The following is a 14,190-nucleotide window of genomic DNA, read 5'->3' as shown; positions in this document are numbered from 1 at the left end:
GGTGGCAGGTACGAACGTCCTGTTCCTCATGACCGACCAGCACCGGGCCGACACGCTGGGGGCCTACGGCAACCCGCTGGCGGCCACGCCGGTGCTGGACCGGCTCGCGGCGTCCGGCACCCGGTTCGACCGGTGGTACACGCCGACGGCGATCTGCACGCCGTCGCGCGCGAGCCTGCTCACCGGGCAGGCGCCGTTCCGGCACCGCGTGCTGGCCAACCACGAGCGCAACGTGGGCTACCAGGAGGACCTGGCCGACGGCACCTTCACCTTCGTCGAGGCCCTGCGCGAGCGGGGGTACAACACGGGGCTGGTGGGCAAGTGGCACGCCGGCACCGTGAAGAACGCCGCGTCGTTCGGGTTCGACGGGCCGGACCTGCCCGGGTGGCACAACCCCGTGGAGAACGAGGACTACCTGGCCTACCTCGCCGAGCACGACCTGCCGCCGTACGAGATCAGCGACCGCATCCGCGGCACGCTGCCCAACGGCGGCCCGGGCAACCTGCTGGCGGCCCGGCTGCACCAGCCCGTGGAGGCCACCTTCGAGCACTACCTGGCGACGCGGACGATCGAGCTGCTGGAGCGGTACGCGGACGAGTACCGGTCGGGACAGCGGCCGTTCTTCCTGGAGCTGAGCTTCTTCGGGCCCCACCTGCCGTACATCGTGCCGGACGAGTACTTCGACCTGGTCGACCCGGCCGACGTGGAGCTGCCCGCCTCGGTCGCGGAGACGTTCGAGGGCAAGCCGCCCGTCCAGGCCAACTACAGCGCCCACTGGACCTTCGACACCATGCCGATCGAGGTGACGCGCAAGCTCATCGCGGTCTACTGGGGCTACGTGACGCTCATCGACCAGCAGATCGGGCGGGTGCTGGACGCGCTGGAGCGGCTCGGGCTCGTGGACGACACGGCGGTGTTCTTCACGTGCGACCACGGCGAGTTCACCGGCGCGCACCGCCTGCACGACAAGGGCCCGGCCATGTACGAGGACATCTACCGCACGCCCGGCCTGCTGCGGGTCCCCGGCGGCCCGGCCGGCCAGGTGCGCACCGAGTTCGTCAGCCTGCTGGACTGCACGGCGACCATCCTGGAGCTGGCCGGGGCCGACCCGGCGCCCGCCGTCGACTCACGCAGCCTGCTCCCGCTGGCGCGGGGGCTCGACGTCGAGTGGCAGCAGGACATCGTGTGCGAGTTCCACGGGCACCACTTCCCCTACCCGCAGCGCATGCTGCGGGAGGACCGGTACAAGCTGGTGGTCAACCCCGACTCGGTGAACGAGCTCTACGACCTCCAGGAGGACCCGGACGAGCTGTCCAACGCGTACGAGGACCCGGACCTGGCGGACGTGCGCCGGCGGATGACGAGCCGCCTCTACGGGCTGCTCCGGGACCGGGGCGACAACTTCTACCACTGGATGACCACGATGTACGACGTCGGGGAGGTCGACCACGACCCGACCCAGTCGGGCCTGGACGAGACCACCTACCGCGGCGTCGCCTGACGGTCCGGGGCACGGTCCGGCCCCGCCGGGGCGGGCCCCGTGCGCAGGTGGTCCAGCAGCAGGTCCAGGACCGCCTGGAGCTGGTCCGTGCTGCCCGTGGCGCGCAGCACCTGGACCCCGCCCTGGATGCCGGCGACGAACGCGCCGGCCACCACGGCGGGATCCAGGCCCGGGCTGACCAGGCCCTTGGCCTGCATCGTGAGGACGCCGTCCCGGACGCGGCGCTGCCACTGGTCCAGCAGCTCGGTCACCACCTCGCTCGCCCCCGCGGTGCTCGACACCTGGTCCATCAGCGCGCCCAGCGGGCAGTGCCGGCCCTGGGCGCGGTACCGCTGCAGGACGGCGTCGCGCCACGCCCACCACGACTCCCAGGAGTCGAGCGCGCTCAGGTGCGGCTCCTGGTCGGTGAGCACCCGGTCGGCCTCGTGGCGTGCGACGGCGAGCAGCAGCTCCTCCTTGCCGCCCGGGAAGTAGTGGAAGAGCTGACCCTTGCTGGTACGCGTGACGGCCAGGACGTCGTCGAGCGTGGCCGCACCGGGGTCGGTGCCGCGCAGGTACCCGGCGGCGCCCTCGAGGATGCGCTGCCGGGTGGCCTGACCCTTGGGTGTGAGCTTCACGGTGGCGACGCTACGGCCAATTTTCTGGACTTGCTAGTCCAAAAAAGAGTTCCTAGCGTCGCCGGCATGACACAGCGACTCACGGGCCGGACCGCCCTCGTGACCGGGTCCACCAGCAACATCGGACGGGCGATCGCCGAGGCGCTCGCGGCCCAGGGGGCGCACGTCGTCGTCTCGGGCCGCGACGAGGAACGCGGCGCGGCGGTCGTGGCGGGCATCCGCGCCACGGGCGGCGTCGCCGACTTCGTCCGGGCCGACCTCGACGGCAGCCCGGAGGCAAGCCACGCGCTCGCGGCGGCGGCCGCCGAGGTGCTGGGCGGGCGCGTCGACGTGCTGGTGAACAACGCCGGCATCTACCGCTCGGCGCCGACCCTGGCCGAGACCGACGCGGAGGCCCTCGACCGGCTCTACGCCGTGAACGTCAAGGCCCCGTACTTCCTCACCCAGGCCGTCGCGCCCCGCATGGTCGCCGCCGGCGGCGGCGCGATCGTCAACCTCGGCTCGTGGGTGGCCCGGCTGGCGCTGCCCGTCGGTGGCGCCTACGCCTCCACCAAGGCCGCGCTGGAGTCGCTGACCCGCTCGTGGGCCGCCGAGCTCGGCCCCCAGGGCGTGCGGGTCAACGCCGTCGCGCCGGGCGTCGTGCGCCCTCCCGAGCTCGATCCGGACGTCTCGTTCTCGGAGGAGATCACGGTCGGCACCCCGGCCGGCGCGCCGGGCCACCCGGACGCGATCGGCGCCGCGGTGGTGTACCTCGCCTCGGACGACGCCCGGTTCGTGCACGGCACGGTGCTCGACGTCGACGGCGGCCGCGGCGGCGTCGCGGTCGTCGCGGCGTGACCATACGGTCGCTGCCAGGATCCGGCTGATTCTGGCAGCAACCGCTTGATGGTCATCCGGGTGAAAGAGGCTGATGTCACGAGATTTCACCCAAAGTTTACTGATGTCACCTCAGGTCAGGGCCGGGGCGTGTCAGGGTGGGCGAGGCGCCGTGGCCCGCAGGGGGTCGCGGGCCGACGGACACGGAGGTCGACGATGCGCACACGTCTCGGACGGGCACAGGGAATCGGGCCGGCGCTGTGGGGCGGGCTGTCCGCGCTGGCGGTCGGTGCCGGGGTGCTGGTGGCGCCGGGTGCGGTCGCGCAGGTCGCCGGGTACGACGCCGGCCAGGTCGCCGGGCAGGGCGCGACGACGGCGGAGGCGGCGCGGCCCGCCGCCGTGGCCGACGTCCCCGCCGGCTACTACGACAGCGCCGAGGGCCTGACGGGCGACGCGCTCAAGGCCGAGCTCAACGACATCATCAGCGACGCCGACGCCCTGTCCTACAGCGAGGTCTGGGACGGCCTGATGGCCACGGACGAGGACCCCGCCGACCCGGACAACGTGATCCTCCTGTACAGCGGCGAGTCGCGGGCCAAGAACCTGAACGGCGGCGACGTGGGCGACTGGAACCGCGAGCACGTCTGGGCCAAGTCCCACGGCGACTTCGGCACCTCGACCGGGCCGGGCACCGACCTGCACCACCTGCGCCCCACGGACGTGCAGGTCAACAGCATCCGCGGCAACAAGGACTTCGACGAGGGCGGCAGCGAGGTGAGCGGCGCACCGGGCAACTTCACGGACGCCGACTCCTTCGAGCCCCGCGACGAGGTGAAGGGCGACGTCGCCCGCATGATCCTGTACATGGCGGTGCGCTGGGAGGGTGAGGACAGCTTTGCCGACCTGGAGCCCAACGACTCCGTGAACAACGGATCGGCCCCGTACCACGGCCGGCTGTCCACGCTCCTGGCCTGGAACGCCGCCGATCCCGTGTCGGACTTCGAGGCGCACCGCAACGACGTGATCTACGAGCAGTTCCAGCACAACCGCAACCCGTTCGTCGACCACCCGGAGTGGGCGGACGCCATCTGGGGCTGACCTCCCTACGGTGCGCGCTGCGGGTCCCGGTGTCCGGGGCCCGCCGCTCGTCTTCCGGCGGCGCCAGATCGTCCGCGGGGAACGATGGCCCCGGCTCGCCGGGTTCCTTACGCTGGAGGGAGCAGGCCCGTACGGCGCCGCTGCGACGGGGCGCCCGGCGGGCGACGACGCGGACGCGGAGGTCGGCATGGCTGGCGAGAGCACGTCTGAGGTGCGGGTCCCGCCGCGCTGGTTCGTCCGGACGGCGTGGGGGCTGCACCGCCGCCTCTACCGTCTCACCGGCGGTCGCCTGGGCCTGCGCAGGCCGAGGGCGGGGAGCTGGGGGATGCTGCGGCTGACCACCTCGGGCCGCAGCACGTGCCGCGAGCACAGCGTGATCCTCGCCTACGTCGAGGACGGCCCGAACATCGTCACGCTGGCGATGAACGGGTGGTCCGACGGCGACCCCGAGTGGTGGCTCAACCTGCAGCCGCACCCGGACGCGACGGCGGACCTGGTCGACGGCGACCGGCTGGTGCGCGCCCGGGCGGCGCACGGTCACGAGCGCGACCGGTTGTGGGCCCGGTGGCGCGAGGTGGAGCCGCACCTCGACGCCTACGCCGCGCTGCGGTCGACCGAGACGGCGCTCGTGGTCCTGGAGCCCCGGTACGAGCCCACGCACCGGGAGTGAACGTGGCGCCGCTCAGAGCGTCGCGGACGCCAGGGCCTCCTCCTGCCCGTCGAGCGTGATCTCGATCCGGTCCACCTCGGTCAGCGGCACCGCTGACGACGCGTCCAGCCCGATCGTCGCCCCGCCCTTCCACGACCACGTGCCCGCGACCGTGCGCGCGCCGTCCCGCGCGACCAGCACGAGGTCGTAGGTGATCGGCTCCGGCGGCACGTAGCTCTTCTCGGGCGGCTGCCCGGGTGCGGGCGGGTAGTGGCAGCTCCAGCGCAGGCTCGTGCCCCAGGTGGTGGGCGTGACGACGAGCTCGGCGCGCATGTCGGCGTCGCCCACCGGGCGGAGCTGGACGGTGCGGGCGCCCGCGGCGGCGACCGTCGTCGTGCCGTCGGGGGTGTCGCCCGGGGTGTCGTTCCCGAGCAGCGTGCCGCCCGCGACGCCCACCGCCAGCAGGGCGGAGGCCGCGACGGCACCCAGGGTGCGGCGTCGGCGGCGGGAACGGCGGGCCGCTCCGGCGAGGCCCGCGAGCGGGATCACGTCCGCCGTGCCGGTTCCCGGGTGGGCGGGTCCGCCGCCGTCCGGCCGCTCGCCGTCCGGGAGGTCGGCGGCCAGCGCCTCCGCGTGCGCCGCGGTGAGCGTGCTGAGCAGGCCGGGCATGCCCGCGAGCTCGGCCACGGCGGCGCGGCACGCGTCGCACTCGGCCAGGTGTCGCTCGTACGCCCGGCGGTCGCTCGGGCTCAGGGCGCCGAGCACGTACGCGGCGTCCCACTCGGCGTACCGGTCGCCGCCGTGCCCCTCGTCTGCCACCGGGATCATGAGGTGACTCCTTTCTCCTGCAGGGCCAGCCGCAGCGCGCGCAGCCCGTAGTGCAGGCGGGACTTCACGGTCCCGGGTGCGATGCCCATCTCGGTGGCGAGCTCGGCCACCGAGCGGCCGCCGTAGTACGCGCCCACGACGACCGCTCGGTGCGCCGGCGAGAGCGACACCAGGGCGTCGGCCACCAGCCACGAGTCGAGCACGGCCTGCGTCGTGTCCCGCTCCTCCTGGTCCGGGACGTGCCCCGTGGCCCGCTCGCGGGTGCGGCGGGCGCTGCGCAGGTGGTCGACGGTGAGGTTGCGCGCGACGGTGAACAGCCAGGCGCGCACCGAGTCCTCGGGACGTTCGAGCACCTCGGGGTGGCGCCACGCGCGCAGCAGGGTCTCCTGCACCACGTCGCGCGCCTCCTCCTCGTCGCCCGTGCGCCGCACCACGTACCGGTACAGCGCGTCGGCGTGCGCGTCGTGGACCGCCGCAAGGAGCTCGTCCTCCGCGCCCGCGCCTGTGTTCACGCCTCCGTCACCTCCTGGGGCCGCTCGCCGGGGCTACTTCTGGAGCTGCAGCGAGAACTCGATGCTGCCATCGTCCTCCACCGTCACGAAGCCCAGGTCCGGCGCCTCGACGTCGAAGTCCGCGAACGTGACCGGCACGCTGCCGACCACCTGGACCGGCTCGCCGCTCGCGGCGTCGCCCGCGACCTCGGCCTCGACCGTGGCGGGATGCGTCACGCCGTGCACCGTGAGCTCGCCCGTCAGCTCCACGGCGGTGGCACCCTCCTCGATCGGCGCCGGCTCGGTGAGCTCGAACGTCGCCGTCGGGTAGGTGCCCACCTCCAGCGCCTGGTCGCGGAAGTACGCGTCACGGTTGGCCTCGTCGGTCGCCACGGTGGACATGTCGACCTCCACGGTCGCCGCCGAGATGGCACCGTCCGCCACCGTGACCGAACCGGTGACGTCCTCGGTGCGGCCGGTGACCGTGACGTCCTGGCCCTGCAGCACCTCGTCGAGGCGGTAGCCGGCGAACGAGCCCTCGCCGATGGTCCATGTGCCGTCCGCCGCGTCGGCGTCGGTCAGTGGCGCCGCGGACTGTTCGAGCGTGGGTGCTGCGTCCGCCGGACCGACCCAGTCGGCGTACAGGCCCGGACCCCAGATCGCCGCGGCCGCCCCGACCACGACCACTGCCGCCCCGACGCCGATCCCCACCTTTGCTCCTGTGCGCACGTCCGCCCCTCTCGTTCGCAGGCCGACCCGGTGCCGGCCTCTGCCCCTCACGACGGGTGAAAGGGGGGATCGGTTCAATCCGGCTTCTCAGTCCGTGGTTCTCAGGCGCATCGCGACGCTCGCGGGCGCCGTCTCGACGAAACCCAGGCTGCGGTACAGGGGCCGCCCGGGCGCGTCCGCGTTGAGCGTGACGTACGGGTCGGCCGGCGCACGCTCGGCGATCTGCGCCAGGAGCCACGTCATGACGCGGCGGCCCAGGCCGCGGCTCTGGTGCTCCGGCAGCGTCGCGATGTCGGCGATGTGGAAGTACCAGCCGCCGTCGCCCAGGGTGCGGCCCATGGCGACCGCCGTGTCCGTGGCGACCTCGCGGACGTGGCAGAACGCCCAGCTCGCCGTGAGCACCGGGGCGGCCTGCTCGGGCGTCTTCGGGGAGAGGCCCGACGCCGCACGCAGGTGCACGTACTCGTCCACGCTCGGCGCGGTGGGGAGCAGGAGGTAGGGGTCGTCGTTCATGGGATCACCGTACGGTCGCGGCCGGACCTTGCGGGCGCCTCAGCCGGCGAGCGCGACCTCGTCGTGGCGCGCGACGCCGAACGTGCTCCCGGGGTAGCGCAGCCCCGAGAAGTACATGTTGGTGTGCGCGACGATCTGCTCGCCCGTGACGTGCACGCCGTCCCACTCGCTGTCGGTGGTGGTGTGGCCGTCGCTCACCAGCGTCACGTCGTAGCCGAGCGCGGCGGCGCGCTGGGTGGTGGTCCGCACGCAGAAGTCGGACTGCGCGCCGACGACGACCAGGCGTGTGGCCCCGAATCCGTCCAGCGTCGCGCGCAGGTCCGTCTCGGCGAACGAGTCGCGGTACGCCTTGTGCACGAGGGGCTCGTCCGGGTGCCGTGCGAGGCCGTCCGCGAGGGCCCAGCCGGGGGTGCCGCGGTCGAGGCCGGGCTCGTGGTGCTGCACCCAGACGACGGGGGTGCCGGTGCGGCGGGCCCGCTCGATGAGGGCGGCGCAGCGGGCGACGACGCCGTCGGCGTCGAAGCAGGGGGCCACGACGTCGGCCTGGAGGTCGATGACGAGGAGAACGGTGGTCACGGGCCCATGGTCGCAGGTGTCGCGGGAGCGGCGCGTCCATGACCGAGCGAGCGCCCGCCGGCTGGGGTTCCGGACGGCGCGCGCGGGGGCGTCCTTCGGGCTACGCGGCGCGGACGGCGTCGAGGCCCAGCATGCGGTTGATCCTGCCGGCGAGCCGGACCGTGGTGGAGCGGGGCAGGAACCGGTGGACCCGCGAGCTGACCTGGCTGAGCAGGCGGCCCGGGTAGGAGGCGCTCCGGCCGCGGGCGAAGTCGTCGAGGGTGCGGCGCGCGACGTCGGCGGGGGAGTCCGTGATCCGCGGGTCCATGGTGTGCGAGGTGCCCTCGAAGAATGTGGTCTCGGTGGCACCGGGGTGCGCGGCCATGGCGTGCACGCCCGTGCCGCGCAGCTCCTCGGCCAGGGCCTCCGTGAACGACAGCACGAACGCCTTGGTCGCGGCGTAGCCGGCCTGGTACGGCATGGGCTGGAAGGCCGCCGTCGAGGCGACGTTGAGGATTCCGCCGCGACCTCGGGCCACCATCCGGACGCCGAAGGCGTGCGTCAGCGTCATGAGCGCGGAGACGTTGAGGTCGACCGAGAGCTGTGCGGGTTCGAGCGGCCGGTCCAGGAACGGGCCGGCCGGGCCCATGCCCGCGTTGTTGACGAGCAGGTCGATGGGGGCTGCCGCGTCGAGGTCGTGCAGGAGGCTGGTGACCTGCTCGCGGTCCGTCAGGTCTGCCGCGAGGGTGGTGACAGCGACGTCGTGCGTGGCGCGGAGGCGGGTCGCCACCTCGTCGAGCGCGGTCGCGGACCGTGCGACCAGCACGAGGTCCGAGCCGCGGCGGGCGAGCTCGTCCGCGTAGGCCGTGCCGAGCCCGCGGCTGGCCCCGGTGACGAGGGATGTGGTGCCCCGGTAGGTGTGCATGTGCGTGCCTCTCCGTCAGAAAGCGTCAGATGCTTCGAGTCTCGAAGTAGTTTGGACCCTAACACCTTCGAGTCTCGAAGTAATCTCGCGTAGGATCGGCGGATGAGCCAGACCGAACTCGAAGCCGTCGTCCAGGCGAACCACGAGCTCTCCATGATCACGGGCGACCGCGTGGCCGACCTCGTGGCGCGGCACCGGCTCACGCTGCAGACGGCGCAGGCGCTGTGGGTCATCGACCCGGAGGAGGCTCCGCCGTCGATGAAGGTGATGAGCGAACGGCTCTACTGCAACGCGCCGAACCTCAGCTTCGTCACCAACCAGCTCGTCGAGCGGGGGCTGGTCGAGCGTGCCACCGACCCGCGCGACCGGCGGTCACGCGTCGTCGTGCTGACCGAGGAGGGGCGGCGGGTGCGGGCCGAGGTCATCGCCGGGGCACTGGAGCGCACGCCGTTCGCGGGGCTCGACGCAGGAGAGCTGCGGGAGCTGGCGCGGCTGCTGGCGAAGGCACTGGCGCCGGCGTCGTCCGCCGTCTCGTGACCAGGGTCCCGTGCCGGGGCCGGCGTGTTCAGCCGGCTGCCGTCTGCGCCGCCTCGAGCAGCACGTCGACCAGGCGCTCCGCGGCGTCCGGGTGGCCGTTCTCGCGCGAGGCGCGGGACATCCGCTCGCGGCGTCCGGCGTTCTCCAGGAGTCCGGCCAGCGCCCCGCGGAGGTCCGGGTAGGTGACGTCGCCCTCCAGGGAGATGGCGGCGCCCAGGTCCTGCAGCCGGCGCGCGTTGTGCGCCTGCTCGTTCCCGGCGGCCGAGGGGAGCGGGATCAGCACCGCGGGCTTGCCCAGGGCGGTGAGCTCCGCGATGGTCCCGGCGCCGCTGCGCGAGACGACGATGTCGGCCAGGGCGAGCACGTCGGGCAGCTCGGGGCCGACGAAGCCCATCACGCGGTAGCGCGCCGCCAGCTCGGCGGGCAGCGAGGCGGTGCTCTCGAACATGTCCTGGAGGTTGTTCGGGCCGCACTGGTGGATCACGTTGGTCCGCTGCAGCAGCCACGGCAGGGCCTCGGTGACCAGGGTGTTGATCTGCACCGAACCCTGCGCGCCGCCCGTGACGTAGAGCACCGGGAGGTCGGGGTCGAACGAGTCGAGACCCAGGGCGTCGACCGCCTTGAGGGGCTCCCCGGCCATCACCTCGGCGCGCACGGGGTTGCCGGTGACGACGGCCCGCTCACGGATCCGCTCGGGCAGCAGCTCGACCGTGGACGGCGACGACACCGCCACGCGCGTGGCTCGCTTGGCCAGCAGGCGGTTGGCCAGCCCGAGCCCCACGGTCTGCTCGTGCACCACGAGCGGACGTCGCAGCATGCTCGCGGCCAGCCCGACCGGTACGGCGACGTAGCCGCCGGTCGACAGGACGACGTCGGGCTTGAACTCCGCCACGATCGACCGGGCCTGCGCGACGCCGAGGGGTACCCGTGCCATGTCCTTCATGTTGGTGGCCGAGAGCATGGCCAGCGGGTTGCTCGACCGGCGCAGCTTGCCGGTGGCGACGGGCAGGAAGCGGATGCCCTCGCTCGCGGTGACCGTGGCCTCCAGCCCGTTCTCGGTGCCGGCCCACAGGACGCCCACCGGGGTGCCCTCCTGCGCCAGCCGGGCCTGGAGCGTCCGGAGCGTGGTGAGGGCGGGGTACGTGTGGCCGCCGGTCCCTCCACCGGTGACGAGAAGTCGGAACTCGCGCGGGTGTGAACTCACGAAGACATCTCCCGGGACGGCAGGGGTGGGGGCGCGATGCCAACTGTAGGCGATTTGTGGGGGTCGGAGGGTTTGCGGTCGTGGTCCGGGCGGGCAGGTTGCGGAGGTCTCTGAACTAATCCGACGAATTTGATCGAAGTAATGCGGTTTGTTGGATTTTGCGTGGGTTGGTTGCGACTTGATAACGGCCGATCTGAACCGGGTGAATCGGTGGTCGACCAGCCTCGGCCCCGGAATATCGCCGTTCTCGAGGCGGGCAACTGTGCTCGCTCTGGATGAAACCTGAGCATCGAATCGATTCTTGGCCCGGTGATGCTGAGCCGATCTGGACAAGCGTCCACGTTGTGCCGTTTGCCTGGCTCGTGGGACGTTCACCGCCGCGGCTCGTGGGAATCGTTTCTTGCGGACCGATTGGTCTGATCTTGACCTCTGTGTTCGGTCCGAAAGGCACGCCCCATGCATGTTCGATCTGCAGGCTCGCTGGCGCCGACCAGCTCGACGGTGAGGTTGGTCGTCGCAGCGCTGGCGGTGTGCACGTTCCTCCCGGGAGCGGTCGTCCCTGCACTGGCGGCCCCGTCGAGCACACCGCTGTCAGGCGCGACCCTGGACGAGGCGCCGGAGTGCACCGGCGAGGCTGCCACGGTCGACGACGCCGCCGCCCTGCTCGCCGTGTGCGAGGGCGAGGCCGTGACGATCACCGACTCGCTGACGCCCTGGGAGACCGGGGTGCTCGATCCTGGCTCCGGGGACGTGGTGATGACGACGTCGACGCAGGCGCAGCGGCAGGACAGCGACGGGGACGGGCAGTGGGCCCCGGTGGACGTCCAGGTCGTCGCGGAGCCGGTGGCAACGGGCGATCTCGCGGGCATGCTGCCTGTCGTCGGTGGCGTGACCCCGATGTGGTTGAACCCGGGTGGCGCGACCGGCGCCGGGCTCCCGCTGGTGGTGCTGGGGCAGCCTGACGAGCGGGTGAGCATGCACTCGGCATCCCTGCCGATCGGGGAGGCCGGGCAGGCGGTGGTGGCCGGCCGGGGTGTGTCGTACGACTTCGGGCAGGGTGTCACCCTGTCGGTGACCACCGACCGGGACGGCGTCAGGGCGACCCCGGTGGTGGAACTGGCCGACCCCGCTGCGCTCGACCATCTCACCGGTGACCTCCTGCCGGAAGCGAATGCTGCGCCGCTGTCGCTCTCGTTCCCCGTAGAGACGTCGCCCGGCCTCGCGGTGCGGTCCGCCGATGCAGGGTTCGAGGTCGTGGACGTCGATGACGACGAGGTGCGCTTCGAGTCGGGTGCGGCGCTGCAGTGGGACTCTGCGGGCGGTGACTCCGCGGGCGCAGCGGTCTCCGCGCGTGCCGCGGCCACGGGCGGGTCGGACGGGCCCTCGGCCGGCGACAACGTGACGACCATGGACGTCGAGGTCGGTGCCGACGGCGTCGTCACCGTGATCCCGGATGCGCAGATGTTCAGTGATGCGAGCACGACCTGGCCGGTCAGTCTCGACCCGGAGCTGGGCGCCGCGACCCCCTGGGGCTACACCATGGTGCAGAACTACGCGGCGTGGAAGGACACACCGCACTGGAAGTTCGACGGGGCCGAGGGTGTGGGCCTGTGCGAGCCCGCACGTGACCCGGCACGGTGCCCGGTGACGAACCTGCAGCGGCAGTACTTCCAGTTCCAGTCGTTGCGCGACGGCAACGGGGTGTGGCTCGGGCAGCTGGAGGCCAAGGACGTCTACCGGGCCACGTTCCGGGTGGTCGGCGTGCACCAGTTCGACTGCACCAACCGGGAGGTCGACGTCCTGGCCACTGATCCGATCGACAGCGCGACGGTGTGGGACAGCCAGCCCGCGCTGCGGGGGTGGCAGGAGACGAGGTCGGTCACGCACCGCGACGGCTGTGCCAACCGGGTGACGCGGACGGCGTTCGAGGTGACGAAGCGAGCCAAGGAGCAGGCGGCCGCAGACGTGTCGTGGATGACGTTCCTGGTGCGGACGGGTGACGAGAGCTCGATGTCGTGGTGGCGACGCTACGAGGGTTCGACGGCCAGCCTCGAGGTGATCTACGACCGCGCTCCGAACCCGCCGTCGGCCTCGTCGATGGACATCAACATCAGCCCGGGCGGTGTGACCGAGTCCTTCGACTGCACGAACGTGCTGGCCGACCGGCCGGTGATCCGGGGGAAGAACCCGACGCTGGTGGCGAAGGCCTCGGACCCTGATGGGACGAACGTGGTGATCCGGTTCCGGGTCTACGAGTTCAACACCGGAGTGGCCATCTGGACATCGGACTGGTCGCCGCCGGTCGGGCCGAACACCGAGGCAGCGAAGGTGGTCCAGGGACTGGCGACGAATACCGAGTACCGCTGGGAAGCAGCGGTCAGGTCGTCCAACGAGTACGCCGGATGGGACGAGTCGCCGTCGTGCCGGTTCCGGACGGACTTCACTGATCCGGCCGACCCGAGGATCACGGATTCCAACTACCCGCGCGAGCAGGTTGCCGGCGGCGTGGGGACCAACGCCTGGTTCGACGTGTGCCCGAACGGGTCGGCCGACATCACGCGGTTCTGGTGGGACCTGGACACCTCCGAACCCGAGGCGCACGGCTGGTCGGTCACGCCCGGTGAGTGCCTGCGCATCTCGACGCCGATCGAGTCGCCGGGATACCACTACTTCGCGGTCCAGTCCGAGGATGCCTCGGGGCGAACGTCCGGGGTGACGAAGTACGTGTTCTATGTGCGGTTCCCGCACGCGACGGGGCACTGGCAGTTCAACGACGTCGGCTGGCAGACCTCCCCGCCCATGACGGCGCAGAACCGCCTCGCCGGTTCCGACCTGAGCCGGACCGCGGGTGTGGGCTGGGGCTGGGGGTACCAGGGCGTGGGGAAGTTGTCTCCCTTGCGGTCCACGCCTGAGACCGGCGGCGTTCCGGACGGAGCACTGGTCTTCGACAGCCCGACGGATCTGGCACGCACCACGGGGCCGGTGGTAGGTACCGATCAGTCGTTCTCCGTCGTGGCGTTCCTGCGTGCTGATGAGCTGGGTGGCAGCTCTGTGGCCGTGTCGCAGGCCGGACGACTGCCTAACGGTGACCTGTCCGGGAGCTTCCATCTGGGCTATACGCAGAATGCCGCCTGTGGAGTGAACGACGTGACTGCTCCGGACGGTCTGAAACGCTGCTGGTCGTTCTGGATGACCGAGGACGACGGAGGGATCTCGATGGCGCGCGTCCCGGTCGAGGTGACTCTGGGCGAGTGGTACATGGTCGCCGGTGTGCATGACGCGGGTACCGACACGATCCATGCGTATGCGTGCAAGGCCGGCGGGTTCGGCGAGGTCTCCCGATCGAAGCTGAACGACGGGCAGGACCCGGCGTACCGAGCGACGTGGAACGCGCAGGGCTTGTTCCGGCTTGGCTCGGGAATCAGTTCGACCGGCGAGTCCAGGTCGCCGTTCGTGGGCGCGATCGATGAGGTTCGCGTCTACAAGGATCAGCTGCTGGGCGCGGGGAATGCTTCGGACATCCCCGACAAGCTCAAGCGGCTCTGCAGGTACGAGGAGACCCCGTGAGCCCGATCGCAACTCCGGCAGACAGGGCGCGAGCGGTGATGAGGGGACTGAGGGACACGATGACGATCTTGCGGATGCGCACTCAGGCAGCGGGTGTGCTGCGTCGGGCACGAGTAGGTCTGACGGCAGCCGTTCTTGCCCTGGTCATGGGCGTGCCGAC

14 protein-coding genes are annotated in these 14,190 nt (G+C 71.9%); 6 read left to right on the top strand and 8 right to left on the bottom strand.

The window, feature by feature from the left end; genetic code table 11:
• The first annotated feature begins 1 nt into the window (after position 1).
• Positions 2–1,501 carry a sulfatase-like hydrolase/transferase gene (locus ACIBBF_RS05580; protein WP_397411348.1) on the top strand — a complete coding sequence of 500 codons (1,500 nt, stop codon included), beginning with the start codon at positions 2–4 and terminating at the stop codon, positions 1,499–1,501.
• On the opposite strand, the gene ACIBBF_RS05575 is transcribed toward ACIBBF_RS05580, so the two are convergent.
• Positions 1,483–2,118, bottom strand: coding sequence for a TetR/AcrR family transcriptional regulator (locus tag ACIBBF_RS05575; protein ID WP_397411346.1), 636 nt, complete (start codon positions 2,116–2,118; stop codon positions 1,483–1,485). The genes ACIBBF_RS05580 and ACIBBF_RS05575 overlap by 19 nt on opposite strands.
• Before the next feature lie 66 nt (positions 2,119–2,184).
• Here ACIBBF_RS05575 and ACIBBF_RS05570 point away from each other — a divergent pair, with 66 nt between their 5' ends.
• From ACIBBF_RS05570 to ACIBBF_RS05560, 3 genes are all read left to right on the top strand, one after another.
• Positions 2,185–2,955, top strand: a complete 771-nt coding sequence (locus ACIBBF_RS05570; protein WP_397411344.1) for an SDR family NAD(P)-dependent oxidoreductase — start codon at positions 2,185–2,187, stop codon at positions 2,953–2,955.
• Between the two features lie 195 nt (positions 2,956–3,150).
• Positions 3,151–4,032, top strand: coding sequence for an endonuclease I family protein (locus tag ACIBBF_RS05565; protein WP_397411342.1), 882 nt, complete (start codon positions 3,151–3,153; stop codon positions 4,030–4,032).
• 187 nt (positions 4,033–4,219) lie between these two features.
• Entirely contained in the window at positions 4,220–4,702 is a 483-nt protein-coding gene (locus ACIBBF_RS05560) for a nitroreductase/quinone reductase family protein (protein ID WP_397411340.1), read from the top strand.
• Positions 4,703–4,714: 12 nt separating this feature from the next.
• Here ACIBBF_RS05560 and ACIBBF_RS05555 read toward each other — a convergent pair whose 3' ends face one another.
• From ACIBBF_RS05555 to ACIBBF_RS05530, 6 genes are all read right to left on the bottom strand, one after another.
• Positions 4,715–5,509 carry an anti-sigma factor family protein gene (locus tag ACIBBF_RS05555; RefSeq protein WP_397411338.1) on the bottom strand — a complete coding sequence of 265 codons (795 nt, stop codon included), beginning with the start codon at positions 5,507–5,509 and terminating at the stop codon, positions 4,715–4,717.
• On the bottom strand, positions 5,506–6,021 hold the full coding sequence (locus ACIBBF_RS05550) for a sigma-70 family RNA polymerase sigma factor (RefSeq protein ID WP_397411336.1): 516 nt from the start codon (positions 6,019–6,021) through the stop codon (positions 5,506–5,508). The genes ACIBBF_RS05555 and ACIBBF_RS05550 overlap by 4 nt, the downstream gene beginning before the upstream one ends.
• Before the next feature lie 33 nt (positions 6,022–6,054).
• Positions 6,055–6,729 carry a YceI family protein gene (locus tag ACIBBF_RS05545; RefSeq protein WP_397411334.1) on the bottom strand — a complete coding sequence of 225 codons (675 nt, stop codon included), beginning with the start codon at positions 6,727–6,729 and terminating at the stop codon, positions 6,055–6,057.
• 87 nt (positions 6,730–6,816) lie between these two features.
• Positions 6,817–7,242 (bottom strand): GNAT family N-acetyltransferase, encoded by a 426-nt coding sequence (locus ACIBBF_RS05540; RefSeq protein WP_397411332.1) that lies wholly within the window; start codon positions 7,240–7,242, stop codon positions 6,817–6,819.
• Between the two features lie 39 nt (positions 7,243–7,281).
• A complete protein-coding gene (locus ACIBBF_RS05535) occupies positions 7,282–7,818 on the bottom strand; it encodes a cysteine hydrolase family protein (protein WP_397411330.1) in 537 nt (178 codons plus the stop codon).
• A 100-nt stretch (positions 7,819–7,918) separates the two neighbouring features.
• The gene (locus ACIBBF_RS05530; protein ID WP_397411328.1) at positions 7,919–8,722 is read right to left on the bottom strand and encodes an SDR family NAD(P)-dependent oxidoreductase; all 804 of its coding nucleotides are present in this window, start codon (positions 8,720–8,722) and stop codon (positions 7,919–7,921) included.
• Positions 8,723–8,824: 102 nt separating this feature from the next.
• Here ACIBBF_RS05530 and ACIBBF_RS05525 point away from each other — a divergent pair, with 102 nt between their 5' ends.
• The gene (locus ACIBBF_RS05525; RefSeq protein ID WP_397411326.1) at positions 8,825–9,259 is read left to right on the top strand and encodes a MarR family winged helix-turn-helix transcriptional regulator; all 435 of its coding nucleotides are present in this window, start codon (positions 8,825–8,827) and stop codon (positions 9,257–9,259) included.
• Positions 9,260–9,287: 28 nt separating this feature from the next.
• On the opposite strand, the gene ACIBBF_RS05520 is transcribed toward ACIBBF_RS05525, so the two are convergent.
• Positions 9,288–10,463 (bottom strand): UDP-N-acetylglucosamine--N-acetylmuramyl-(pentapeptide) pyrophosphoryl-undecaprenol N-acetylglucosamine transferase, encoded by a 1,176-nt coding sequence (locus ACIBBF_RS05520; protein ID WP_397411324.1) that lies wholly within the window; start codon positions 10,461–10,463, stop codon positions 9,288–9,290.
• Between the two features lie 456 nt (positions 10,464–10,919).
• On the opposite strand from ACIBBF_RS05520, the gene ACIBBF_RS05515 reads away from it, so the two are divergent.
• Entirely contained in the window at positions 10,920–14,030 is a 3,111-nt protein-coding gene (locus tag ACIBBF_RS05515) for a LamG-like jellyroll fold domain-containing protein (RefSeq protein ID WP_397411322.1), read from the top strand.
• Positions 14,031–14,190 lie beyond the last annotated feature (160 nt).

It is taken from the genome of Promicromonospora sp. NPDC050880 (genome assembly GCF_044456525.1).
Taxonomy (GTDB): domain Bacteria; phylum Actinomycetota; class Actinomycetes; order Actinomycetales; family Cellulomonadaceae; genus Promicromonospora.
This window is presented reverse-complemented; position numbering and strand designations above follow the sequence as displayed.